Here is a 21,492-nt window from a genome sequence, read left to right on the forward strand (position 1 = left end):
TTCCCCGATTCGAAGCGACTGAAGCAAGTACGACTGCCGATTCATGCTGCTGGCTCGCCAATTATTCCTGGGGCGCAGCGTTTGTGGCGACGTCAGCGGCTTCGTCGGCCGCATCCGCGGCTTCGTCGGCGCGGGTGAAGTCGCGGCGGACGTTGGCGATGCCTTCCGGGCCCATCTCGAAGCCGTGCTCGCTGCCGGGGTTGATCACGAGGCCGAGCTCGTCGCCGATGCTGTCCAGGATCGCAGCGCCGTGAGTACCCAGGACGTTGGGGGCTGCCTCCAGGAACTGCGATTCCACCCGGCTCGGGTGGCTGAACACGGCCAGGACGGGCTGGCCCTCGGAGTTGGAGAGGACAAGTGGCTCCACCGCGGCGTCAGGCCTATCCAAGGAGTCTGCGCTGAGAATGTAGACCTCGTTGTTCAGGAAGGACAGGATGACGTCCACAGGGTTCGCGTCGGCTTGTCCGGCCTTCGCGAGCTTGGACTCAAGGTCGTTCAGGGGCAGGGATTCCGGGGCAGCTGGCTGGTCTGTCATGGTTCCACTCGATCATGAGTGCCGTCCAGGACGCAATTCCCGGCGTGCTCGCCGCCCCGTGACCGTCGAGATCGTGAGTTTCGGGCCGGTTGAGGACACAGATAATTCCGCGGGATACGCATATTCCCTGGTGACATCCGAATTCCGGTGTCGCCAGGGAATATGCGCATCGTAAACGCGTTTGGGTTTCGCCAACCGCTCCGCCCTACGGTGCAGGAACTACTTCTTCGCCGGTGCTCTGCGGGCCGTCGTGGTCCGCTTGACCGGGCCCTTGGCGCGCTTCTCGGCAAGCAGCTCGATGGCCTGCTCGCGGGTCAGCTCCTCCAAGGACGTGGCACGCGGAACGGTGATGTTGGTGACGCCGTCGGTGATGTACGGACCGAAACGGCCTTCCTTGACCACAATGTTTTTCTCCGAAACAGGGTCCGGACCGAACTCGGCCAGCGGCGGTACGGCTGCACGTGCACCACGCTGCTTCGGCTGGGAGTAGATCTCCAGCGCCTGCTCCAGCGTGATAGTGAAGATCTCTTCCTCGGAGCCGATGGACCTCGAATCCGTGCCCTTCTTCAAGTATGGCCCGAAACGGCCGTTCTGCACCGTGATGGGGTTGCCTTCGGCGTCCTCGCCGAGGACACGGGGCAGGCTCATGAGCTGCAAGGCTTCGTCGAGCGTGATCGTGTCAACGGACATGGACTTGAAGAGTGAGCCCGTGCGCGGCTTGGCTTTGACAGGCTTCTTCGGCGGCTTGGGTTTGCCGTTCTTGTAGTACTCCACCGGCTGGTTTGCCAGTTGCTCCTCGGTCATCTCCGGGATGATCTCAGTGACGTAGGCACCGTATCGGCCGTTCTTGGCAACCACCGTGTGGCCAGTGTGCGGATCCACGCCTAGGACGCGTTCCTCGGGGGCAGCCGTTTCCATCAGCTCCACGGCCTTGGCCGCAGTGAGCTCGTCCGGAGCAAGGTCTTCGGGGACGTTTGCGCGCGCCGACTCCACAACCTCGCCCGTTTTGGGATCGACGGTGGGGATCGAGCTCTCAAGGTACGGACCGAACTTACCGACGCGGAGGGTGATCCCTTCGGCAATCGGCACCGAGTTGATTTCGCGGGCATCGATTTCGCCGAGGTTGTTAACGATGCTCAGCAAGCCGGGATCGGCGTCTTCACCATAGTAGAAGTGCTTGAGCCAAGCGGCACCAACAGCCTGGCCGTTGGCGATCTTGTCCAGGTCGCCTTCCATGTCTGCCGTGAATTCGTAGTCCACGTAGTCGGTGAAGTGCTGCTCCAGCAGGCGGATGACGGAGAAAGCGATCCAGCTGGGAACCAGTGCGGAACCCTGCTTCCGGACGTAGCCCCGGTCCTGGATGGTGGAGATGGTGGAGGCGTAGGTGGACGGACGGCCAATGCCGCGCTTTTCCAGCTCCGCTGTCAGCGATGCTTCCGTGTACCGCGGCGGTGGCGAGGTCTCGTGGCCAACAGCAACGATTTCCGAAGCCGTGAGGGAGTCATCCTTGGCCACGTTGGGCAAGCGGCGGGCCTCATCGGAGTCGTCGTCGCCGCGGCTCTCGTCCTTGCCCTCCTCGTAGGCCGCGAGGAAGCCCGGGAAGGTGATGACCGTACCGGAGGCCGAGAATTCGGCGTCACGCCCATCGGCAGCCACCGCGCCGAGGCGGATGGTGGCGGTGGAACCCTTGGCGTCGCCCATCTGGGAGGCGATGGTGCGCTTCCAGATGAGTTCGTAGAGGCGGAAGGCGTCGCCGGTCAAGTGGCTGGCCACCTGGGCCGGGGTGCGGAAGGAGTCACCCGCGGGGCGGATGGCTTCGTGGGCTTCCTGCGCGTTGGCGGCCTTGTTGGCGTAGACGCGGGGAGACTGCGGCACATACTCGGGACCGTACAGCTCTGCGGCCTGGCGGCGGGCAGCCGTGAGTGCTTCGTCGCTCAACGCCGAGGAGTCAGTACGCATATAAGTGATGTAGCCGTTTTCATACAGGCGCTGGGCGATCTGCATGGTGCTCTTGGAGGAGAAGCGCAGCTTACGGCCGGCCTCCTGCTGGAGGGTCGACGTCGTGAACGGCGCGGCGGGACGGCGCGTGTACGGCTTGGTGTCGACCGAGCGGACGCGGAAGTCCGCGTTCTCCAGTCCGGCCGCCAACGACGTCGCGAGTTCCTCGTTGAGGTGCACGGCGTTCGCGGAGGTGAGGACGCCGTCGTCGTTGAAGTCGCGGCCGCTGGCCACCTTGGCGCCGTCCACCGCAGCAAGCTTCGCCTTGAAAGACGCAGAGCCCGTACCGAACTGGCCGGTCAGGTCCCAGTAGGACGCGGATTTGAAGGCCATGCGTTCGCGTTCACGGTCAACCACCATGCGGGTCACAACGGACTGCACACGGCCGGCCGACAGGCCTCGGGCCACCTTGCGCCACAGCACCGGGGAGATTTCGTAGCCGTACAGGCGGTCCAGGATGCGGCGCGTTTCCTGGGCGTCCACCAAAGCACTGTCCACGTCGCGCAGGTTGTCCATGGCGCGGTGGATGGCTTCCTTGGTGATTTCCCCGAAGGTCATGCGGTAGACGGGAACCTTGGGTTTTAGGACCTCCAGGAGGTGCCACGCGATGGCCTCGCCCTCGCGGTCCCCGTCGGTTGCGAGATAGAGCGCGTCAGCGTCTTTCAGCTGGGCCTTGAGTTCGGCGACTTTTTTCTTCTTGTCCGGAGACACGACGTAGTACGGCTTGAAGTCGTTTTCGATGTCGACGGCGAACTTGCCCACCGAGGTCTTCTTCAGTTCTGCAGGGAGGTCCGAAGGCTGCGGGAGGTCGCGGATGTGGCCGATCGAGGCCTCGACAATGAAGCCTTCGCCCAGGTACTTGGCGATGGTCTTGCTCTTGGCCGGAGACTCCACGATCACGAGTTTCTTGCCGGTTTTTGCCTTGCTGGGCACGGTTCTCCTACAGAAAAAAGAATTGCTTGGGCTCCTGCCCATATTGGCCTAGTTCACCATATTTTGCAGAATCGTGCGTTTCTATGTGCACAAGTGCTGTGGAGGAACAGTGCGTTGGGGCCCACGCCGCCAGGGTGGGGACTAGCTGACGGACGGCGTCCGATCGTCCGGAATCATCGACCACATCGTAGCGATCCGCACCGCGTCTTCGGGAATCTGCGTGGGATCTTCGAGTTCATATGACCTGATGAGGTCCTGGAATTTCCCCTTGAGATCCGCGCGCTGCGCCGGAGTCAAGTACAACAGATCGCTGGACAGCACCATCGCGGCTGCCTCGTTCGCGGACTCGCCGCGTTGGCGCCGCTCGCCACGGGCGCGGGTGAAGGCAGTCGCCCGACGCCGGAAAGCGTCCAGTTCGAGTTCGACGACGGCGATCTCCGGGCTCGGTGCGTTGCCGCCGGATTTGATGGTGAAGTCCGAGCCGGCGGCCTTCCAACGGCGTTCGCGTGCATCGCCTTCGTTGTCCGCAGGAGTCACGATGCCCCATTTCTGGAGGGCCCGCAGGTGGTAGCTCATGGCGCTGGGCGTGAGCCCGGTCTGTACCGCGAGCTCCGTTGCCGTGCGGCTCAGCTGCGTGGAATACAGCTCCGAGATGACCTCAAGCCGGGCTGCATGCGCCAGCGCCCGGATGGCTTTGGGGTCGGTGATCTCCACCGTTTTCTCGGGCCGTTTCCGGCGTTTCGGGGATGCCAGCCCGTTGGATACCCCGTTGTCTTCATTCACCGGAACAGTTTATCCGGCATCATCGACGTGTTTGTCCGACGCCACGGGCAGCAAGAAACCGTCCCGGACCAGGTTCCCGACGTCGGAGAGCAATCCGGAGCGGAAAGCATCGTCGTCGAAGTCGTCCCCTCCACCCAGCAGGGCGGCCAGGGCGCCGATCAGCTGGCGGACGGACAAATCGCCGTCGCACGCCGAGACGAAACCGGCCAGCTCGGTACTTAGCAGATTCGTCCGGCGCAGCCCCGCGCCCTGGCGCAACAGGATGACGCCCGGGTGTTCGGCGCCGGGCCGCTGGTGGCGTTCCTCGGTCACGTCCTCAGCCACCACCAGGTGGGCGTCGAGGAGCTGGTGGGCATCCAGCCAGTCCGCGCGTTCGACGGCGGCAGCGAGGTGCGGACCGATCGGCTGCTCGATGGGGTACGTGATTTCCTCAAAGCGGGCCGGTGCGGCGGTTCCGGCACCTACGGGTCGCTTGGGCCTGCGCAGCCAGATCATTCCGAAGCCGATGGCCTCGACGTTCCGGGAGGCGAAATCCTCCAGATAGGCGGCGTAGGCATCCCTGTAGAGTTCGCGGTCGCGGCCCTCGGAAGCGTCCTGCAGCCACGTCTCCGCGTAAAGCTCGGGGCTCACTTGTTCGCGCTGGATGAACCACGCTTCCGTGCCGGAACCGGACAGCCATGAGGCGGGCCGCTCGTTCCATCCGCTGCCCGCAGGGATCTCCCAGTTGCCGAGCATCTGCGCCGTGCCCCCGGGCGTGAGGACGTCGGGCAGCGTGCGGACAAGGTTCGCGACGATGTCATCGCCGGGCAGCCCGCCGTCGCGGTAGGTGAACTGATCCGAAGCGTGCTCGCCGGCGCTTCGCGGGGTGATGACAAAGGGCGGGTTGGACACCACGAGGTCGAAGGCCTCGCCCGCCACGGGTTCCAGGAGGGATCCCAGCCGCAAGCTCACGCGCGCCTCAAGATTGGCCGGGTCAAGGTGCAAGGCCTCGGCGTTGAGCATCAAGTTGAAACGGGTGAACGCGAGCGCCCGTTCGGAGATGTCCGTGGCGGTGACGTGCTCGCTGTGGTGCAGGAGGTGGAAGGTCTGGATTCCGCAGCCCGTCCCGAGGTCCAGGGCGCGTTTCGAGTGCCGCCGGATGGTGGTCTGGACGAGCGTGGTGGAAGCCTGCCCGATGCCCAGCACGTGATCATGCCGGAGCACGCCGGGTTGCTGATGGGCGGCCAGGTCGCTGGAAACCCACAGCTCCGCGCCACCCCTTCCGCTGCCGCCCGCTCCGGAGTCGCCTTCCCAACCGTACGGTCGCAAGTCCACTTTGGCAGCGACGGCACCGGCGCCGTTCTTCTCCACCAAGCCAAGCTCAACCAGGCCCGAAGTGCGGATGCGCGGCAACGCGGCGTCAATGTCGTCTTTAGTTTGGGGGACAGCGAGAAGCCACAAGCGGACGACGACGGCGAGCGCGGCTTTTGCGCGGTCCGTCGCCGAGTCTGTGGTGCGGGCAGTCGGTTCGGTGACGATCAGGGCAGGGATGAGCTGATCCCGGGCGAGCGCCGCGTGTGCGGACTCCCCCAGAAGTTCCGCCACTCCATCGACGGTGTAGCCCACGATTCGCAGGTCTGCGGCGAGCGCCGTGAGCATCTCCGGGAGATCGCTGCGGGGAGCATCGAGGGTGTTCGGGGTGGTCCCAAAGATGGTGGGCGTTGCGGGATCAGTCACCGTGCAAGTCTATTGGGGCTGGCGGGTGGGTACCCGCCGTTTCTGGGTGGGCGCCCGCGTCCCGGCGTGGGCGTCTGAGACGGTAGCGTTGAATCATGGCATTTCACTCCTCCACTTTGCGACGCGCCGCACTCCTCGTCATTGGCGCTGGCACCCTGGCGGTGACGGCGTGCTCACCAGGGGGATCCGTTTCCAACGCCGACATCCCCTCGTGGAAGGCAACCACCATGCCATCGGCGACTGGGATCGTCTTGGAGGACTCCGGGAAAATCCCTAGCCGCGACCCCTTGGTCAAGACCTTCCCCAGCGTCGCTGCGGGAAGCTACGTCTTGACTGTTGCCTGCGACGGCGGCGGCAAGGCATTCTTCGACGTTTCGTCGGGCGGCACGCAGATCACCGAAGCCGGGGCGGCGTGCAATGGTAGCCGCGAGACCTCCCGCATCAAGGTAACCTCGACCGGCCCCTTGAGCATCAGCGCAAGCAGCGTGGACGCGCCGGTGATCTACGCGTACCAGCTGGTGCCGGCTTCGTAACTGCTGCATCGTTCCTACTGTGGCGGCCCGGCGTAGAGTCGGACTATGGGGTGGGTACACGCCCTGAAGGTGCCGGCGACGCGGGTGGCGATTCCCGCCGTCGTGCTTTGTGGTGTGCTCGCGTGCGGCACGCTGGCGTCGTGCGAATACACCTACGACGACGGCCGTGCGCCGGTGAGCAGTCCGCCGTCGGCGGTTATCACGGATCCCGTACTGCCTCGCGATCCGGCATTGAGCCAAACTGTCACGGGCGATGCGCTGAAGGCCTGGGCTAGGGACGTACTTCCGGACGTGAACGGGCAGTCCTTCTATAGCAGCTATGGACTGTTGTTACGTGGAGAATCCCGCGCCGAAGAAACAACGCAACTTCCCGGCGGTTCTTACGCCGTGACGCTCGCGTGCCGCGGGTCGCACAGCACTGAATTCACGGTGCGAAACGGGAGCGAGGTCCTCATCGAACTGATGCTGCAGTGCGGGACCACACGGGTCAACGTCCTGCAACTGGAGAAGGATGCCGTCCTCGGCATTACTGTGACGGCAAACGCCTCGGCGAACTTCGCGTACCGGGTGAGCCGGATCTAAGCCGCGCAGCCTTCCGGGCAGCGCAACGTTTCCGGACTCGAGGCACACTCGGCGCAATACAGGGTGAGGTTGCGGCAGCTCAGGTTGGAGCAATTCTCGAACTTGTTGGTGGGTGCTTGGCATCGGACGCACTGGCCGATGGTCTTGGCTTCCTCGCTGAATTCCATGTGCATGCGCTTGTCGAAGACGTAGAGGGAGCCCTCCCAGAGGCCCTGGTCCTTGTAGGTTTCGCCGTAGCGGACAATCCCGCCGTCGAGTTGGTAGACCTCTTTGAATCCGCGGTTCACCATGAGGCTGGAAAGGACTTCGCAGCGGATTCCGCCGGTGCAGTAAGTGACCACGGGCTGGTCCTTGAGTTCGTCGTATTTCCCGGAGTCGAGTTCCTTGATGAAATCGTGGGTGGTTGCGACGTCGGGAACGATTGCATCCTTGAACTTGCCGATCTGGGCTTCGAAGGCGTTGCGACCATCGAAGAACTTCACTTCCTGCCCGGCGGCCTTCTTCTCCTCCAGCAATGCGTGGAGCTCTTCCGGCTGGAGGTGGGTGCCGCCTCCGACCACGCCGTTCTCGTCCACCTTCAGTTCCCCTGGAGCACCGAAGGACACGATCTCATCGCGGACCTTGACGCTGAGCCGGGGAAAGTCTGCGGCCCCGCCTTCGGACCATTTGAAGTCGATGCCGTGGAAGCCCTTGTATTCCTTGGTGGTCTTCACATACTGCTTGACGTTATTCAGCTCCCCGCCAACCGTGGCGTTGATGCCGTCCCGCGAAATAAGGATGCGGCCTGTGAGGCCGAGCTTCTCGCACAGGGCACGCTGCCAGAGCCGCACCGCGTCCGGGTCCGCGATCGGAGTAAAGCCGTAAAAGAGCACAATTCGGTTCAAAGCCACATTTAAGGGTACTTTGTGGTGCCAAATTCCTGTTTCGAGGTTCCGTCCGCCCACCCAAAGTGTTAACTGAGCTGTTACTGGCGGCCCCCTGTTGATTCCCAGACTGCTGACATAGTCTCTCTACATGAGTCACGACGCCTTGGTTGAAGACATCGCTGATCTGCTGGAAGTCTGGGTGGCCGGTTGGTCTGGTTCCCGTGGTTACGAGACGCGCAAGGAAGGCCGGTTCCCGGCTGCACTGCGTGCGGACAAGACCGGCGACTGGGAGTACTTCGCGCACGACCCATCGGATGCCGAGTTCGCGGAACTTGCCGCCAAGACCCGCCAAGCGGACGCCCGCATCCTGACGATCCTCACGAACGACGTGGCCCGCTATGACCAACTGGCGAGGGAGCACGGGCTGAACATCACGTCCGATTCCCAGACCATGATGATCGTGGACATGGAAACCCAAGACGCCGAAGACCCATGGCTCTCAGATGACGATCTCAAACTCGCGACCTCCGAAAGCAAGGGCGTCCATTATGCGGTGGTCCACGCTGGCGAAGAGGTGGCGGCAAGCGGCCAGGTATTCGTGGTCGAGCACACGGCCGTGTTCGACAAAATCGTCACAGAACCCAACTTCCAACGCCGGGGACTGGGCAGCTTCATCATGAAAGCCCTCGCTGCACAGGCATTTGAGCACGACGTTGAAAGCGGTCTCCTCCTGGCTTCCCTGGACGGACAGCATTTGTATTCGCACCTAGGGTGGAAGAACATCAGCCAAGTACTCATGATGTCTACCAAGCGGGTCGACGAGACCGACCTGTCTGTCGCGTAGCGGCGTCCTCGGCGTCTGCAGCGGCGTCAACAATGGTCGGTTTCAGGCGCGATGACAGAATGTTTAAGTGAGCGCAACTGAATCGATGATCTCCCTGCTGGGCAGGAGCCCGGACCCGGAGCAGCTGCGACACGTCCGAACCATTCCTGCACGCCAGGCAATCCATGAGGCATGGCCGGGCTGGGCCCATCCCGATATCGTTGCCGCCTACGGAACTTTGGGCATCCACGAACCGTACCGCCACCAGATCGAAGCAGCCGAACTCGCCCATTCCGGCCAACACGTGGTCATTGCCACGGGCACTGCCTCCGGGAAGTCCCTTGCCTATCAGTTGCCTGCCCTCGACGCCATCCATCGTTCCGAGTTGCGGGTGCTGTCCGAACCGGGCAAGATCCACGACGACGGCGCAGTCACCTTGTATCTCTCCCCCACCAAAGCCCTTGCCGCCGACCAACTGGCAGCGATCCGCTCACTCAAGCTCCCGACGGTCCGGGCCGAAACGTATGACGGCGATACCGACCAGTCGCAGCGCCGCTGGATCCGCGACCACGCCAACTTCATCCTCGCCAACCCGGACATGCTGCACTTCGGGATCCTTCCCAACCACACCTGGTGGGCCCGCTTCTTCCGCCGGCTACGGTACGTCATCGTGGATGAGGCTCATAGCTACCGTGGAGTGTTCGGGTCTCACGTCGCCAACCTCATGCGAAGGCTCCGGCGGATCTGCGCATACTACGGTGCGGGCACCTCCTTTCCTGAACCGGTGTTCATTGCGGCGTCCGCTACGGCTTCGGACCCTGGTACGTCCTTTGCCCGGCTCATCGGCACTCCCGTCCGAGAAGTTTCCGAGGACTGTTCACCGCATGGCTCAACCACGGTGGCTTTTTGGGAGCCTGCCCTGACCGAGCTGAAGGGCGAAAACGGGGCAAAAGCCCGCAGAACCGCCGTGGCCGAGACCGCGGACATGCTGGCCAACCTGGTGTCCTCCCGTGTCCGGACCATCGCCTTCATCAAATCCAGGCGTGGCGCAGAGACAATTTCGTCCATCACCAAGCGCCTCCTCGACGAGGTAGACCCCAGCCTGCCCCAGCGGGTTGCTGCGTACCGCTCGGGCTATCTCCCGGAGGAGAGACGCGCCTTGGAGAAGGCCCTGCGCTCGGGCGAACTGCTAGGAGTTTCCAGCACGTCCGCGTTGGAGTTGGGAATCGACATTTCCGGACTGGACGCGGTGTTGGTAGCCGGCTGGCCAGGGACCAGGGCGTCCCTGTTCCAACAGATCGGACGAGCGGGCCGCGCGGGCCAAGACGCCATCGCTGCATTCGTGGCCAGCGACGATCCCCTCGACACTTACCTCGTCAACCATCCGGAGGCCATCTTTGATGTGTCGGTCGAGGCCACCGTCTTCGACCCCGGGAACCCCTACGTACTGGGCCCCCACTTGTGCGCAGCGGCTGCCGAGCTCCCCATCGGGGTGGCGGAACTTGGCCTGTTTGGACCAACGTCCGAGCCGCTGCTGAATCAGCTGGTGGAGCAGGGGTACCTGAGGAAACGGCCCGCGGGCTGGTTCTGGACCCACCCCGAGAGCGCCGCGGCCATGGTGAACCTTCGTGCAGACGGCGGCGGCCCCGTGAGCATCGTGGACTCCGAAACTGGTTCCCTGTTGGGCACCATGGATTCGCCCCAGACGCACTACCAGGCCCACACCGGCGCCATCTACGTGCACCAGGGGGACAGCTACCTGGTTGAAGAACTGAACGAAGAAGACCATTGCGTGATGGTTCGGAGAACCAACCCGGACTACTACACAACAGCCCGGGACGTAACGCAGATCGAGGTCCTGCAGACTCTCCGGACCATGGAGTGGGGTGACATCGCGGTCCACTTCGGGGAAGTGAAAGTAACAACACAGGTGGTTTCCTTCCAACGTAAGGCACTGATTTCCAATGAGGTCTTAGGAGAGGAGCCGCTGGAACTCGGGGCCAGGGATCTCTTCACCAAGGCAGTCTGGTTTGTGGTCCACAACCGCTCTCTGACAAGCGCGGGCCTTATCGAGGCACAGTTCCCGGGTGCGCTTCACGCAGCTGAGCATGCCGCCATCGGCCTTCTTCCCTTGGTGGCTTCAAGTGACCGCTGGGACATCGGTGGTGTCTCAACAGCGCTTCACGCCGATACCGGGGTTCCCACGATCTTTGTCTACGACGGCCATCCAGGCGGTGCTGGATTTGCCGAGCGTGGCTTCGAGAAAGCCAAAGTGTGGTTGACCGCCACAAGGGACGCCATCAAAGCGTGCGAGTGTGAGAACGGCTGCCCTTCCTGTGTCCAGTCCCCCAAATGTGGCAACAAGAACAACCCCTTAGACAAGGACGCCGCAGTCACCTTGATCGACGTGCTCCTGCGGGATGCAGTCTAGCGACCGCCACCCGGCTCGACGTGCCCTGCTAGACCCGGTCCAGGGGCAGCTGGCCGGGCAGCCGTTTAGGGCGGTGGACCCGCCCTTGAACGCGCGGTTGCGGTCCCGAAAACCGTGCCGCGAGCCAACTGCGTGCGGACGTCCACGATCTCACCTCCGCTGATCGCGCAGTCCGACAACGACGCTCCATGCCTCGCCGCGGTTTCACTGGCGACGACGCAAGGATCTCCTGCTGTCAGGCCACGGGCCGCATCCGCTCCCGCGAGCGCCGCAAGGTCGGCAGCGGTGGCGGCACGTTGGGCCATCGCTGCCGCGTGGGCCAGCATAAGGGCTGCTGCCATGCAGATCATGACGACTAGACCCAAGGCAACAGCCATCACGGTCCCCGAGCCACGCTCCCCATCGCTACGGATCACATTTGCGCGGGCGATACCAACCCTCACGCCGCGCTCCCCATCGCTACGGATCACACTTGCGTTGGCAACCCCAGCCCCCACGCCGTGCTCAGCCAAGCAGCGACTGGCATTGGCGCGGGCGATACCTGCCCTCACGCCGCTACCTCTTGCGCAGGTTCCGGGAGTCCCAGTCTCGCCACCGCCGCGACTGGCACGGCACCGTTGAAGTCAACAACCCCGTCCCCAACATCAGGAAAGGGCAAGGTGGCCACTGATGCCCGTGGCGTCTCGCCCCTGGCCGAAGCCGCGGCGGAAAGCTTCCATGGGATGAGGGACCCCAGCGGACCCGTCACCGGGGCGGAGACCGTGACCCTGATCCAATCGCCGTCTTCCGAAACAACGGCCGAGGCGGCATCCCCTGCCAATCTCCGGACAATCCCTTCCACGGCCGAATTTCCATCACCGCGGGCCAAGGCCCGAGCACCTGCCCTAGCTGCTTCCTCCAAACGCAGCTGGGTAATTCCGGCCGCGGAGCCGGCGAGAAGCAGCGCCAAAAGAAGCAAGACAGCCGGCAGTGCCACGGCGAACTCCGCAGTGACTGCACCTTGGTCCCTCCCGGAGAGAGCCTGGCTACGACGGCCCTTCCCCGAGCCAGGAAGTTTCTCCTCCGAACGCCCTCTGGTAGAAGGATGCCGCCGCGCGAGCCTGTGCGTCGCACGGCTCGCAGCCCGTGCCCACGGGCGTATCGAGCTCTCAGCACGACTCTTGGAGAGATGCCTTTCCGTCATGGCAGGGCGAGTGCACTACGAATGAGGTTGAGGAGGAAACCGCGCACTTCCTCGCTGCGAAGAATGACCACCAAGAGTCCGGCGAAGCCCACCGCGGCAAGCGTGGCGATGGCGTACTCGGCTGTGGCCATCCCAAGCTCGGACCCCATGAGCCGCTTCTTCGAGGGTCTGGCCGCAGCAGACCCGTCGTCGGACCGCGCACGGCCCGTTTCACCGGAAGAATGTGGGCGGGTAGGCGGCCGGCCGGGCTGGTTTCGCTGTGAGGCGGGGAACAGCTCAAGAACCTCGGCATTCGGCCCGGAAGGGGCCGGTTGGACCAGGGTATCCGCGGTTGCATTCATTTCAATTCCTTTCGCTGGAACCGGCTTGGCTGCCGGCCGTACTTCGACTCTCCCGTTGGGGTCTGGTCTTCAAAAGGACCCAACTCTTCTAAGTGGAAAACTCGCTTCTGACGCCCCATGTGGAGGAAAACTCGATCGACCGCCTCACGCGCCGCTGCCGACTATCCCGCTGAGGGAAGCATGGCCAACAGCACCGGGACGACTCCGAGACAGATAAAAGCAGGCAAGGAACACAAGCCCAGTGGGACCACGAGTTTCACACCAAGCGCCGCAGCGCGCTTTTCCGCAGCCCTGAACTGCTCGCGCCGCAGGCGGGCTGCCTGGGCATAAAGGAGGGCAGATGATGGCGCGCCTGTCAGGGCCGCGAAGGCGAGGGCATCCTTGAGCTTGCGTGCTTCAGCGCATTGCTGGCCCGAACTCCGCCACGCGGTCTCCCAGTCCGTTCCGATGTCCAGGGCGGCAACCACAGATCCCAGCGAGCGGCTGAGCTGCGGGCAGGCGCAGCCAGCGATCAATTCAAGGGACCGTCCAAGTCCCGCCCCAGAATCGAGCATGGCGGCCACCAACTCAAGAATCATGGGCACGCTACGCAGTCCTTCCTGTCCGTGGGATTTCCCCTTCTGGGATTTCCCGGGCACGTCAGGGGCCCGGCCCCCATTAAGGTCCTTCAGCGGGTCAATGCCATTGGGTGAGCCGTGAAGCATCCGCAGAGCCGTACGCCGCCGGGTTCTTCCCGGATTCGCCAGCCCCAGGACTACTGCGGAAACCAACACCACAGACACTGCGATGGCAGGGAAAGCGGAGTCCATCAGTCGGTGCCCGCCGCCGCGTACACCAATCGCGATGACCAGATCCTGCCCGCCACCGTCAAGACGATCCCAGCCGCGAGCGCCGCCAAACCGACCCCGTTGGCCAACAAGATCCCCCAAGGGTCCACCCCCAGCACCATGCCCAGTCCCAGCCCGAACACGGGCAACCAGGTCAGAAGACGCACGGTGGCTTTCGGACCGGCCAGCGCAGTCTGCCGGGCATCACCGGCGTCGTCCTCTGCCTCAAGCTGGGAGGCAAACCTGGCAAGCACATCCGCCAACGGACAACCACTTGCCTCGGCGACGTCCAAGCAGGCAGCAAGTTCTCCCCAGATGCGCCGTTCTGCGGGATGTCCACCAGCAAGATCCTTCGCTGCCGACATTCTGATGGCTGCGGCGACGGATGCCCCGATCATCGAGGCCGCCCGCGCAGCCGCAAGAACGCGAAGAGACCCGGAAGACAGCCGGGGGAATCCCGAAGCTTTCCTGTTCGCCTTGGGTACCCCGGCGTCGCTCGAACCATCGCCCTGATCCTTGTCTGCGTGCACCATGCACAGTTCCTCCCAAAGCCTCGACGGCGACCGGCCGCCTCGGAGGAGCGCAGCCAGTTGCTGCACGAGCACCGTGAGCGGCAACGCGTCCACGCGGGCGCGTCTCCGCAGCTTGCCTGGGATGGCCGGGGCTGACAGAGCGGGCGCGAGAGCGCGCACCACTCGCTTGCCGCGTCGCCGGGACGGTTGGAATGTCACCCACACAGCGGCTGCCAGGACGAACAGCAGAAGTCCGGTCACGCGACAGCTCCAAGATGATCCGAACCGGCAATCCACCCCTGCGGCTCGAGCAATTCGGACGTAGCCTGTGGCTCGCGCAAGATCCCCGGGTCAAGCTCAAGGCGGCGTGCAAGCTCCCTCCACGCAGGACCGGCAACAGCGTCGCCTGCGTGCAGCTCTACAGCGGGCACTACGGCTTGGCCTGTCGCGTCATCCGCCAATAGTCCGATGCACGAAACCCTCCTTCCGGAGAGAGTCCGCTCGACATGTACCACTGCGTCCAAAGCTGTTGAAAGTTGCAGGCGGACGGCTTCCCTGCTCAGCCCTGCAAGCGCGCCCAAGGCCACTAGCCTGGCAGGAACAGCGGCGGCAGTGTTTGCATGGATCGTGCCGCCCCCACCTGTATGGCCGGTATTAAGTGCGGTCAGCAGTTCACGGACCTCGGCTCCGCGGCATTCGCCCACGACGAGCCGGTCCGGCCGCATCCGCAGCGCCTGCCGGACAAGTTCGCCGAGGTCCAGCGCGCCGCCACCTTCAAGATTTCCGTGTCTGGACTCAAGGGACACGACGTGCGGGTGTACGGGGTTCAGCTCCGAGGCGTCTTCAATCAGTACAAGGCGCTCATGGGGATTGCTCAGCCCGAGCATCGTGGACAGCAAGGTGGTCTTTCCGGAACCGGTGGCACCGCTGATCAGGAAGCTCAGCCTGCGGTCAACCATCGCCTGCAGCACATGCTGTACAGGTGGTCCAAACATTCCGCCGGCGCGGAGCTCGTCCATGGAGAACACTTCCTCACGCCGGATCCGCACTGACAACAACGTTCCCGCGGTGGAAATCGGCGGGAGCACTGCGTGCACCCGGTAGCCGCCGTCGAGCCGGACATCGACGCACGGTGAGCCGTCGTCCAAGCGGCGTCCGCCCGCTGCCACAAGTCGGGAGGCCAGGGCACGGATTTGAGGTTCGCCGTCGAAGTGGAGCTGGGCTCTTTCCAGCCCTTTGCCGCGGTCGAACCAGACGGAGTCCGGGCCGTTCACGAAGATGTCCGTCACCGAAGCATCCCGTGCAAGTTGTTGGAGAGGTCCCAGCCCACTCAGTTCGGCGCTGATTGATTCGACGGCCGCGAGCGCGCCGGCGGTTCCTAGCAGCCGGCCCGTGGCGTGGACGGCGGCGGCCACCCGTGACGGAGTGACAGGTCCGGCGTCGGACATGACGGTTTCCCTGACGGTTTCAAGGAGCGCGGCGTCCAAGCGCTGGGCCCGACGTCGGCGGCCGCCAGTTGGGAATACGGGCGTACTCATGCTGCTCCGTGGTCGAGTAGTTGAAGGACGGATCCCGCAAAGCGACGCACAGCTTTGCGTTTACCGAATTCCAGGAGGCGTCCAAGCTCAGCGGCCCCAGTGGTTCCGCGAAGCTCGGGCAGAACACCGTGGAGGGGTAGGCCAAGCGATTCGGCAATGAGCGGTCCATCCACTGCGGAACTGGTGTTCCCACGGACCACAAGTGCTGTGTCCACGGCGGGTAGCTCTTGGAGGAGCCGGGCCGCGGCGACGGCCGCTCGAAGCTGCGCCGGTGCTACCAGGAGGATCCTGTCGCAGTCCCATCCGAAGCTGCTCAGCGATTCCGTTCCGCGGCCAATATCGACAATGACCAGCTCAAAGCCCCGTCTAGCCGCGTCCAGAACAGCTACCACTGCACCAGCCCCGACATCCAGGGGATGGTCGCGGCCGCCCGGCCAGGAGAGAAAAGAGAATCCGCCCGCTACGGGCAGTGAGTCGCTTAGCTGCGCGGGACCGATGCTGCCACTGGCGCCCGCAAAATCGGGCCAGCGCAGCCCAGGCGCGCCTTCAGCAGCAAGGCAAAGCTCAAGGCCGCCTCCCCGGGGGTCGCCGTCCACCAACAGAGTCCGCACCCCGTGGCCGGCCGCTTCCTGGGCCAGCCAGACTGCGACCGTCGAGGCGCCCGCACCACCGCATCCGCCTGTCACTCCGAGCACCATGCCACCGGGTTCAGGGGCGTGGGAACGGCTGAGGTGCTCCGCCAGCCATGCCGCGGCCTCCGGCAATACGGCGACGCGTTCGGCCCCCAATGCCGCTCCCAACTGCCACAAAGAGTCCCCTTCACCGTTGAGTCCTAGCAAAACGGAAGGTGCACGACGGCGGGGCGGTAGTTCGCGGATATCGCTACCGAGAAGCACCGTCCCCGCGGAGTCCCATACCGACAAGGCCTCGGACGAATCGACCGCTGTCCGAAGACTGGCACCGACAGCGGCTGCGATCCTTTCCGTCTCAGCCTGCAGCCGGCTATTGCCCGTCACTAACAGGACTTCGCCGGAATCGACAGGAAGCCACGACTCGCCCGGCACCGGACCAAGATCCGGTCCGCTGCCGGCCCTGTCGGCGCCGCCCTTGCCACCGACGGCGCCGCCACCGTCATCGCGCTGTTGGAGATGTTGCCCGCTCATGAAGCCACTGTCCCCGTTTTCCCGGGAGCATTGAAGAACTCTCTTTGCGTATGTGGACAAGCAACCGCAAAGACCCTGTGGAGGGGGAGTCCGCAATGCGGGTGCAGCATTGCGACGGAAGCGTTGCGGACGGCAGTTGTCCGCGAAGTGCAAGTTTCAGCGGAACCGCAAGGCAGAATGGTGATCATGTACCTGCTGCTCGCCGCCCATCCAGACGGCGCAGCCATTCAGGAAACCAATGCGGCTGGAGCAGCCCTGGCAGAGCCGAGCGTCGTGAGCAAAGCCGATCTTCCCGGCGTCGTGGGCGGGCTGGAAAAGAGGCGGCCGCGCTGGGTCTGGAACCGGACGCAGGATTGGTACCCGGCGATGCTCCAGGCCGGAGTGGAGCTGGAGCGGTGCCATGACCTCACACTCAGCCGCGCCATCCTGGCCCACTCGGAATTCACGGCACACACTGACTACGCCCGCAGCGCCGAAAAGCTCACACAGGACGATGAAATTCCGCGCATCCTCCAGCCTCCACCGGCCCCCGCCGAGCAAGGCGCGCTCTTTGACCACCTTGTCCCGCGTAGCGCACAGCCCGGCCTCGACGACATACGTACCGAGTTCGCGGCCCAGCAGCACGCGCTTGGCCAGGCTTCCACGGAAGAAGGCCGCCAGCATCGCCTGAAACTCTTGCTTGCTGCGGAATCCGCCGGCGCCATGATTGCCGCGGAAATGCAGTTCACGGGTGTGCCATGGCAGGAGACACTGTACGAAGAAATCCTCGAAGGCCACCTCGGTCCCCGTCCTCTGGCCGGCCACCGTCCAGCCCGGCTCGAGGCGCTCTGCAACGAGCTTCGCGGGATCCTCCAGACTCCCCGGCTGAACCCGGATTCACCCCAGGACCTCATGCGCGCCCTGCACCGGAATGGCATCGAAGTGAAGACAACCCGCCAATGGGAACTCAAGGAATCAAAGCACCCGGCCATCGGACCCCTCCTGGAATACAAGAAGCTCTCCCGCTTGTTCACGGCCAATGGCTGGTCCTGGCTGGACGCGTGGGTGAGCGAAGGCAGGTTCCGTCCCGAGTACGTGGTGGGTGGCGTGGTGTCCGGCCGTTGGGCTTCCCGTGGAGGCGGGGCTTTGCAGATTCCCCGCCAAATCCGGGGCGCAGTGCATGCCGACCCGGGCCACAAGTTGATCGTCGCCGACGCCTCGCAGCTTGAGCCGCGGGTTCTGGTCGCCCTGGCTCAGGATTCGAAGATGGCCGAGGCTGCGCGGGACAAGGACCTGTACGCCGGCATCGCCGCGCAAGGCTTCGGTGGTGACCGGGCGAAGGCCAAGATCGCGCTGCTGGGTGCAATTTACGGCGCCACCACGGGCGAATCAGGGCGGCTTATGCCCCAGCTGGCCCGCACCTACCCGCGAGCAGTCGGCTTCGTCGAACAGGCAGCCCGAGACGGCGAAGCCGGCCGGACCGTGACCTCCAGATTGGGCCGCAGCAGCCCGCCGCCGTCGGAACGCTGGATCCGCAGCCAGCAGTCCACGACGGCGGAAGAGCAGAGGCGAGCGGACGGCATCGCCCGGTCACGGGGACGTTTCACGCGGAACTTTGTGGTGCAAGGTTCCGCAGCGGACTGGGCATCGTGCTGGCTTGCCGAACTTCGACGGCGGTTGCGCACTGTGCGTGCCAAGGGCCTGCCCGCCGGGGAATTGGTGTTCTTCCTGCACGACGAAGTCATGGTTCATGCCCCCCTCGAGTCGGTGGATGCCTGCATCTGTGCCATCGAGGAGGCCGCCGCTGCCGCGAAGGAGCTGCTGTTCGGGCGGATTCCGGTTGAATTTCCGGTGAGTATCGCCGTCGTCGATTCGTACGACAAGGCGAAGTAGGCACCGCTATTGCCCCCGGCTCAACAGCGGAGGACGATTGCCCCGTGGGAAGCAAAGGCCGGACGCTACTGGCCGCATACATCGCGTTCCAGCTGACCGAACTGGAGGGCCAATTGCCCTTGATCGGGGCGGCTGACCCGGAAGCCGTGCACAACGCCAGGCTCGCGATTCGCCGGCTCCGTTCCGTCCTCAATTGCTATCGCGGCCTGGTCCCGGAGCTCCCGCGGCCGGCCCGCGAGGAAGTCAAGTGGCTGGCAACTTCCCTGGGTGAGTCCCGGGATGCTTATGTCCTGGCCCAGAGAATACGGCTCTCTCTTGACACGAAGGATTCATGGAATGCTCCCGAGTCCTTGCGGCTGGCCGTTGAGGAGCTGGAATTGTCCAGCGCCCGGCTGGCGACTGCCCTGGGTGTGCGCAAGCGCAGCAAGCGGACGGTGCGGGCTGCAAGGGCAGCGTTACTGAAAGCCCCCGACGCCAAGGAATACAAGCCCCCGACGGCGGACCTTGCGGAGCGCCTCCAAGTACAGTGGGAGCGGCTGCAGCACAGCCTCGCGGAGGAAGCGGGCAGTGGCGACCCGGACGTGCGCAACGCCGCGCTCCACCAAGCTCGCAAAGACGTCAAGTGCCTCCGGTACTCCGCGGAGTCAGTTGCGGACGCCTTCAGCCACCACGCTGCCGGAGTGATCCAACCGGCGATTGGCCTGCAACGATTGCTGGGCGAGCAACACGACGCCGTCGTGGCCGGAGACTGGATCAGGGAACTGGCAAACACTCCAGGCGTCGACGCGGAAGATGCCCAAAGGCTGGAGGCAATGGAATCCCGACGGCGACTCAACGCGGAGGAAGAATTCCGGATGGCAATGGCGGAATACCCAGTGCCGGCCCCGAGGCGAGCGCTGATCTTCTGAAGTCCGGAACCATAGCCCCCAACGGGGCCGAAAGCGAGTCATAAGGCGGAAACGTACTTGGCATGACCCTGCCAAGTAATGTACCCCGAAGTAACTTCAACCCTCTCCGACCTTCCGGATAGGCTCGTTCACGGCGGACCTAAGTGAGGGACGCCACAGTGCAAGGACGCACTCACTGTGCGGGCAGTAAACAAGGGGGAACAGCAACGATGGCTGGACGATTCGAAATTCTCAAGGACGGCGAAGACGGCTACCGATTCCGGCTGGTGACAGCCGACGGAACGCTGGTTGCGGAGTCTCCGCAGTTTAAACAGCTGAAGGCCGTGTCGGCCGGCATCACCGCCGTGCGGGAAAATGCCGCCACGGGTATCGTCGTGGATCTTTCAAAAACAGCCCCACACGCTGCGTAGCGCGAGTCAGCGGCGCTCGGCGGATCAGCGGCGCCGGTGCGCGGCGCACCTACAGCGCGAGGCTAAAGCTCTATCTCAAGCAGGCGCTCCGCGTCCCACGGAACCGTCCACCCCAAGGCGTCGAAAAGGCCGCTGAGCACCATCCCCGTGAAACCCCAGACCACTAGTCCGTTGACCTTGAAGACAGGGCTCGAGAAAGTCCGGCCAAGTCGGGTGAGCGTCCCCGTGTAGCGATTATCGGGGTCCAGGAGATCCCGCACCGGGACACGGAACACTTGCGCCGACTCGGCGTAGTCCACAACGCGGACGGGCGAGGGCGATGCCCACCATGCCAAGACGGGTGTGACGACGAAATTGCTGCGAATCAGTCCGAGTTCCGGCATGACCCCCAGTACTTGTACGCCTCCACTGTCCAAGCCGGTCTCCTCTACTGCCTCCCGGAGCGCTGCCGCTACGGCAGACTCATCCCCTGGATCGATGCTGCCGCCAGGGAACGCCACTTGTCCCGGATGATCGTCCAGGGTGTGCGCGCGTTCCAGGAGCAAGACATCCAAGTCGGCGGGCGCCACAGGTTTCGTGGATTCAGCGGGGACATCGTCCAAGACGCCGAAGAGCATGAGCACGGCCGCTTTTCGCGCCTTGTCCGGATCCACCGTTGCGGCGGCAATCCGCGGGTCGGGGCCTGGATGCAGCCCGGAATCAATTTTGGTGATGAGACTGACCAAGTCTTCGAGCGCGGTCATCGCGGTCTCCTTTGCGATTCCATCCGGATCTCCGCAGCACGGTGGGTCTCGGCGAGGAGCTTTGCCAAAAGCGCTTCGTTGCCGGGCGCCAGTTCGTATTTGAGCAGCTTCGCGGCTTTGACGGGATCGGTCTCGCCTTCACCGTAGCTGGGACACCAATTGGCCACCGGACACGCTCCGCACGCCGGCCTGCGCGCATGGCAGACCCTCCGACCGTGGAAAACCACGCGGTGGGACAGCATGGTCCAGTCCTTGGGCTCGAAAAGTTCGGCGACGTCGAACTCGATCTTCACCGGATCCTCGGACGTCGTCCACCCAAACCTGCGCGCCAGCCTGCCAAAATGCGTGTCCACGGTGATTCCCGGGACGCCGAAAGCGTTGCCGAGCACGACGTTCGCCGTTTTACGCCCGACGCCGGGGAGCGTCACCAAATCTTCCAGCCTGCCGGGGACCTCGCCGTCGAACTCGTCCACCAAGCGTGTGCTGAGGGCCAGGACGTTCTTCGCTTTGGCGCGGAAGAAACCGGTCGGTTGCAGGATCGCCTCCAGCTCCGCAGGCTCGGCCTCGGCCATCCTCCGGGCATCCGGGTAGCGTGCAAACAGGATTTTGGTGACCTGGTTGACCAGCACATCGGTGGTCTGGGCGGACAGCACGGTGGCCACCACAAGTTCAAAGGGGTTCCGGAAATCAAGCTCCGCGTGGGCGTAGGGATAGAGCTCGGCGAGTGCCTTGTTGATTTTGCGCGCACGCCGCTTCAAAGCCAGCGGGGTTTCGACGATGGTGTCCACAGAGGGC

The 21,492-nt window shown here is 64.1% G+C and carries 21 protein-coding genes; 7 read left to right on the plus strand and 14 right to left on the minus strand.

All coding sequences use genetic code 11. The annotated features are described in order from the left end of the window. Positions 1 to 61: 61 nt before the first annotated feature. The 4 genes from AC1DLO_RS05645 to AC1DLO_RS05660 form a co-directional block, all read right to left on the minus strand. On the minus strand, positions 62 to 535 hold the full coding sequence (locus AC1DLO_RS05645) for an SseB family protein (RefSeq protein WP_476889564.1): 474 nt from the start codon (positions 533 to 535) through the stop codon (positions 62 to 64). A gap of 219 nt (positions 536 to 754) precedes the next feature. Next, a complete protein-coding gene (gene topA, locus AC1DLO_RS05650) occupies positions 755 to 3,466 on the minus strand; it encodes a type I DNA topoisomerase (RefSeq protein WP_476889565.1) in 2,712 nt (903 codons plus the stop codon). 141 nt (positions 3,467 to 3,607) lie between these two features. Continuing rightward, on the minus strand, positions 3,608 to 4,249 hold the full coding sequence (locus tag AC1DLO_RS05655; protein WP_476889566.1) for an ArsR/SmtB family transcription factor: 642 nt from the start codon (positions 4,247 to 4,249) through the stop codon (positions 3,608 to 3,610). 9 nt (positions 4,250 to 4,258) lie between these two features. Next, positions 4,259 to 5,965, minus strand: a complete 1,707-nt coding sequence (locus AC1DLO_RS05660; protein ID WP_476889567.1) for a DUF7059 domain-containing protein — start codon at positions 5,963 to 5,965, stop codon at positions 4,259 to 4,261. Positions 5,966 to 6,060: 95 nt separating this feature from the next. Between AC1DLO_RS05660 and AC1DLO_RS05665 the strand changes: the two genes are divergently transcribed. Further along, on the plus strand, positions 6,061 to 6,498 hold the full coding sequence (locus AC1DLO_RS05665) for a hypothetical protein (protein WP_476889568.1): 438 nt from the start codon (positions 6,061 to 6,063) through the stop codon (positions 6,496 to 6,498). A gap of 45 nt (positions 6,499 to 6,543) precedes the next feature. Beyond that, a complete protein-coding gene (locus tag AC1DLO_RS05670) occupies positions 6,544 to 7,080 on the plus strand; it encodes a DUF6023 family protein (RefSeq protein ID WP_476889569.1) in 537 nt (178 codons plus the stop codon). Here AC1DLO_RS05670 and trhO read toward each other — a convergent pair. After that, positions 7,077 to 7,970, minus strand: coding sequence for an oxygen-dependent tRNA uridine(34) hydroxylase TrhO (gene trhO, locus AC1DLO_RS05675; RefSeq protein WP_476889570.1), 894 nt, complete (start codon positions 7,968 to 7,970; stop codon positions 7,077 to 7,079). The genes AC1DLO_RS05670 and trhO overlap by 4 nt on opposite strands. 124 nt (positions 7,971 to 8,094) lie before the next feature. Between trhO and AC1DLO_RS05680 the strand changes: the two genes are divergently transcribed. Together AC1DLO_RS05680 and AC1DLO_RS05685 are read left to right on the plus strand one after the other, a co-directional pair. After that, entirely contained in the window at positions 8,095 to 8,790 is a 696-nt protein-coding gene (locus AC1DLO_RS05680; protein ID WP_476889571.1) for a GNAT family N-acetyltransferase, read from the plus strand. Positions 8,791 to 8,875: 85 nt separating this feature from the next. After that, on the plus strand, positions 8,876 to 11,200 hold the full coding sequence (locus tag AC1DLO_RS05685; protein WP_476889620.1) for a DEAD/DEAH box helicase: 2,325 nt from the start codon (positions 8,876 to 8,878) through the stop codon (positions 11,198 to 11,200). 65 nt (positions 11,201 to 11,265) lie between these two features. Here AC1DLO_RS05685 and AC1DLO_RS05690 read toward each other — a convergent pair whose 3' ends face one another. The 7 genes from AC1DLO_RS05690 to ssd form a co-directional block, all read right to left on the minus strand. Next, on the minus strand, positions 11,266 to 11,643 hold the full coding sequence (locus tag AC1DLO_RS05690; protein WP_476914427.1) for an Rv3654c family TadE-like protein: 378 nt from the start codon (positions 11,641 to 11,643) through the stop codon (positions 11,266 to 11,268). A 104-nt stretch (positions 11,644 to 11,747) separates the two neighbouring features. After that, the gene (locus tag AC1DLO_RS05695; RefSeq protein ID WP_476889573.1) at positions 11,748 to 12,383 is read right to left on the minus strand and encodes a TadE family type IV pilus minor pilin; all 636 of its coding nucleotides are present in this window, start codon (positions 12,381 to 12,383) and stop codon (positions 11,748 to 11,750) included. Then, positions 12,380 to 12,724 (minus strand): DUF4244 domain-containing protein, encoded by a 345-nt coding sequence (locus tag AC1DLO_RS05700; protein WP_476889574.1) that lies wholly within the window; start codon positions 12,722 to 12,724, stop codon positions 12,380 to 12,382. Before AC1DLO_RS05700 ends, AC1DLO_RS05695 begins: the two co-directional genes overlap by 4 nt. 161 nt (positions 12,725 to 12,885) lie before the next feature. Further along, positions 12,886 to 13,533, minus strand: a complete 648-nt coding sequence (locus AC1DLO_RS05705; protein WP_476889575.1) for a type II secretion system F family protein — start codon at positions 13,531 to 13,533, stop codon at positions 12,886 to 12,888. Continuing rightward, on the minus strand, positions 13,533 to 14,324 hold the full coding sequence (locus tag AC1DLO_RS05710; RefSeq protein WP_476889576.1) for a type II secretion system F family protein: 792 nt from the start codon (positions 14,322 to 14,324) through the stop codon (positions 13,533 to 13,535). The genes AC1DLO_RS05705 and AC1DLO_RS05710 overlap by 1 nt, the downstream gene beginning before the upstream one ends. After that, positions 14,321 to 15,601 carry a TadA family conjugal transfer-associated ATPase gene (locus tag AC1DLO_RS05715; protein ID WP_476889577.1) on the minus strand — a complete coding sequence of 427 codons (1,281 nt, stop codon included), beginning with the start codon at positions 15,599 to 15,601 and terminating at the stop codon, positions 14,321 to 14,323. Before AC1DLO_RS05715 ends, AC1DLO_RS05710 begins: the two co-directional genes overlap by 4 nt. Then, on the minus strand, positions 15,598 to 16,764 hold the full coding sequence (gene ssd / locus AC1DLO_RS05720; RefSeq protein WP_476889578.1) for a septum site-determining protein Ssd: 1,167 nt from the start codon (positions 16,762 to 16,764) through the stop codon (positions 15,598 to 15,600). The genes AC1DLO_RS05715 and ssd overlap by 4 nt, the downstream gene beginning before the upstream one ends. A gap of 186 nt (positions 16,765 to 16,950) precedes the next feature. On the opposite strand from ssd, the gene AC1DLO_RS05725 reads away from it, so the two are divergent. From AC1DLO_RS05725 to AC1DLO_RS05735, 3 genes are all read left to right on the plus strand, one after another. After that, positions 16,951 to 18,636 carry a bifunctional 3'-5' exonuclease/DNA polymerase gene (locus tag AC1DLO_RS05725; RefSeq protein WP_476889621.1) on the plus strand — a complete coding sequence of 562 codons (1,686 nt, stop codon included), beginning with the start codon at positions 16,951 to 16,953 and terminating at the stop codon, positions 18,634 to 18,636. 44 nt (positions 18,637 to 18,680) lie between these two features. Further along, positions 18,681 to 19,544: a CHAD domain-containing protein gene (locus AC1DLO_RS05730; RefSeq protein WP_476889579.1), complete on the plus strand. Its 864-nt coding sequence runs from the start codon at positions 18,681 to 18,683 to the stop codon at positions 19,542 to 19,544. Between the two features lie 209 nt (positions 19,545 to 19,753). Next, complete coding sequence (locus tag AC1DLO_RS05735) at positions 19,754 to 19,954, plus strand: YegP family protein (protein WP_284983343.1); 201 nt, start codon at positions 19,754 to 19,756, stop codon at positions 19,952 to 19,954. Between the two features lie 62 nt (positions 19,955 to 20,016). Here AC1DLO_RS05735 and AC1DLO_RS05740 read toward each other — a convergent pair whose 3' ends face one another. Both AC1DLO_RS05740 and nth read right to left on the minus strand, forming a co-directional pair. Then, entirely contained in the window at positions 20,017 to 20,697 is a 681-nt protein-coding gene (locus tag AC1DLO_RS05740) for an NUDIX hydrolase (RefSeq protein WP_476889580.1), read from the minus strand. Next, positions 20,694 to 21,485 (minus strand): endonuclease III, encoded by a 792-nt coding sequence (nth, locus tag AC1DLO_RS05745; RefSeq protein ID WP_184738775.1) that lies wholly within the window; start codon positions 21,483 to 21,485, stop codon positions 20,694 to 20,696. The genes AC1DLO_RS05740 and nth overlap by 4 nt, the downstream gene beginning before the upstream one ends. Positions 21,486 to 21,492: the final 7 nt, after the last annotated feature.

The organism is Arthrobacter sp. 01T419, assembly GCF_056398865.1.

Excerpts from the sequence above, each read along its gene's own strand:
- AC1DLO_RS05645 (WP_476889564.1), bottom strand. The coding sequence starts at position 535 with ATGACAGACCAGCCAGCTGCCCCGGAATCCCTGCCCCTGAACGACCTT.
- AC1DLO_RS05665 (WP_476889568.1), top strand. The coding sequence starts at position 6,061 with ATGGCATTTCACTCCTCCACTTTGCGACGCGCCGCACTCCTCGTCATT.
- AC1DLO_RS05670 (WP_476889569.1), top strand. The coding sequence starts at position 6,544 with ATGGGGTGGGTACACGCCCTGAAGGTGCCGGCGACGCGGGTGGCGATT.
- AC1DLO_RS05680 (WP_476889571.1), top strand. The coding sequence starts at position 8,095 with ATGAGTCACGACGCCTTGGTTGAAGACATCGCTGATCTGCTGGAAGTC.
- AC1DLO_RS05685 (WP_476889620.1), top strand. The coding sequence starts at position 8,876 with ATGATCTCCCTGCTGGGCAGGAGCCCGGACCCGGAGCAGCTGCGACAC.
- AC1DLO_RS05695 (WP_476889573.1), bottom strand. The coding sequence starts at position 12,383 with ATGACGGAAAGGCATCTCTCCAAGAGTCGTGCTGAGAGCTCGATACGC.
- AC1DLO_RS05700 (WP_476889574.1), bottom strand. The coding sequence starts at position 12,724 with ATGAATGCAACCGCGGATACCCTGGTCCAACCGGCCCCTTCCGGGCCG.
- AC1DLO_RS05705 (WP_476889575.1), bottom strand. The coding sequence starts at position 13,533 with ATGGACTCCGCTTTCCCTGCCATCGCAGTGTCTGTGGTGTTGGTTTCC.
- AC1DLO_RS05715 (WP_476889577.1), bottom strand. The coding sequence starts at position 15,601 with ATGAGTACGCCCGTATTCCCAACTGGCGGCCGCCGACGTCGGGCCCAG.
- ssd (WP_476889578.1), bottom strand. The coding sequence starts at position 16,764 with ATGAGCGGGCAACATCTCCAACAGCGCGATGACGGTGGCGGCGCCGTC.
- AC1DLO_RS05725 (WP_476889621.1), top strand. The coding sequence starts at position 16,951 with ATGTACCTGCTGCTCGCCGCCCATCCAGACGGCGCAGCCATTCAGGAA.
- AC1DLO_RS05735 (WP_284983343.1), top strand. The coding sequence starts at position 19,754 with ATGGCTGGACGATTCGAAATTCTCAAGGACGGCGAAGACGGCTACCGA.
- AC1DLO_RS05740 (WP_476889580.1), bottom strand. The coding sequence starts at position 20,697 with ATGACCGCGCTCGAAGACTTGGTCAGTCTCATCACCAAAATTGATTCC.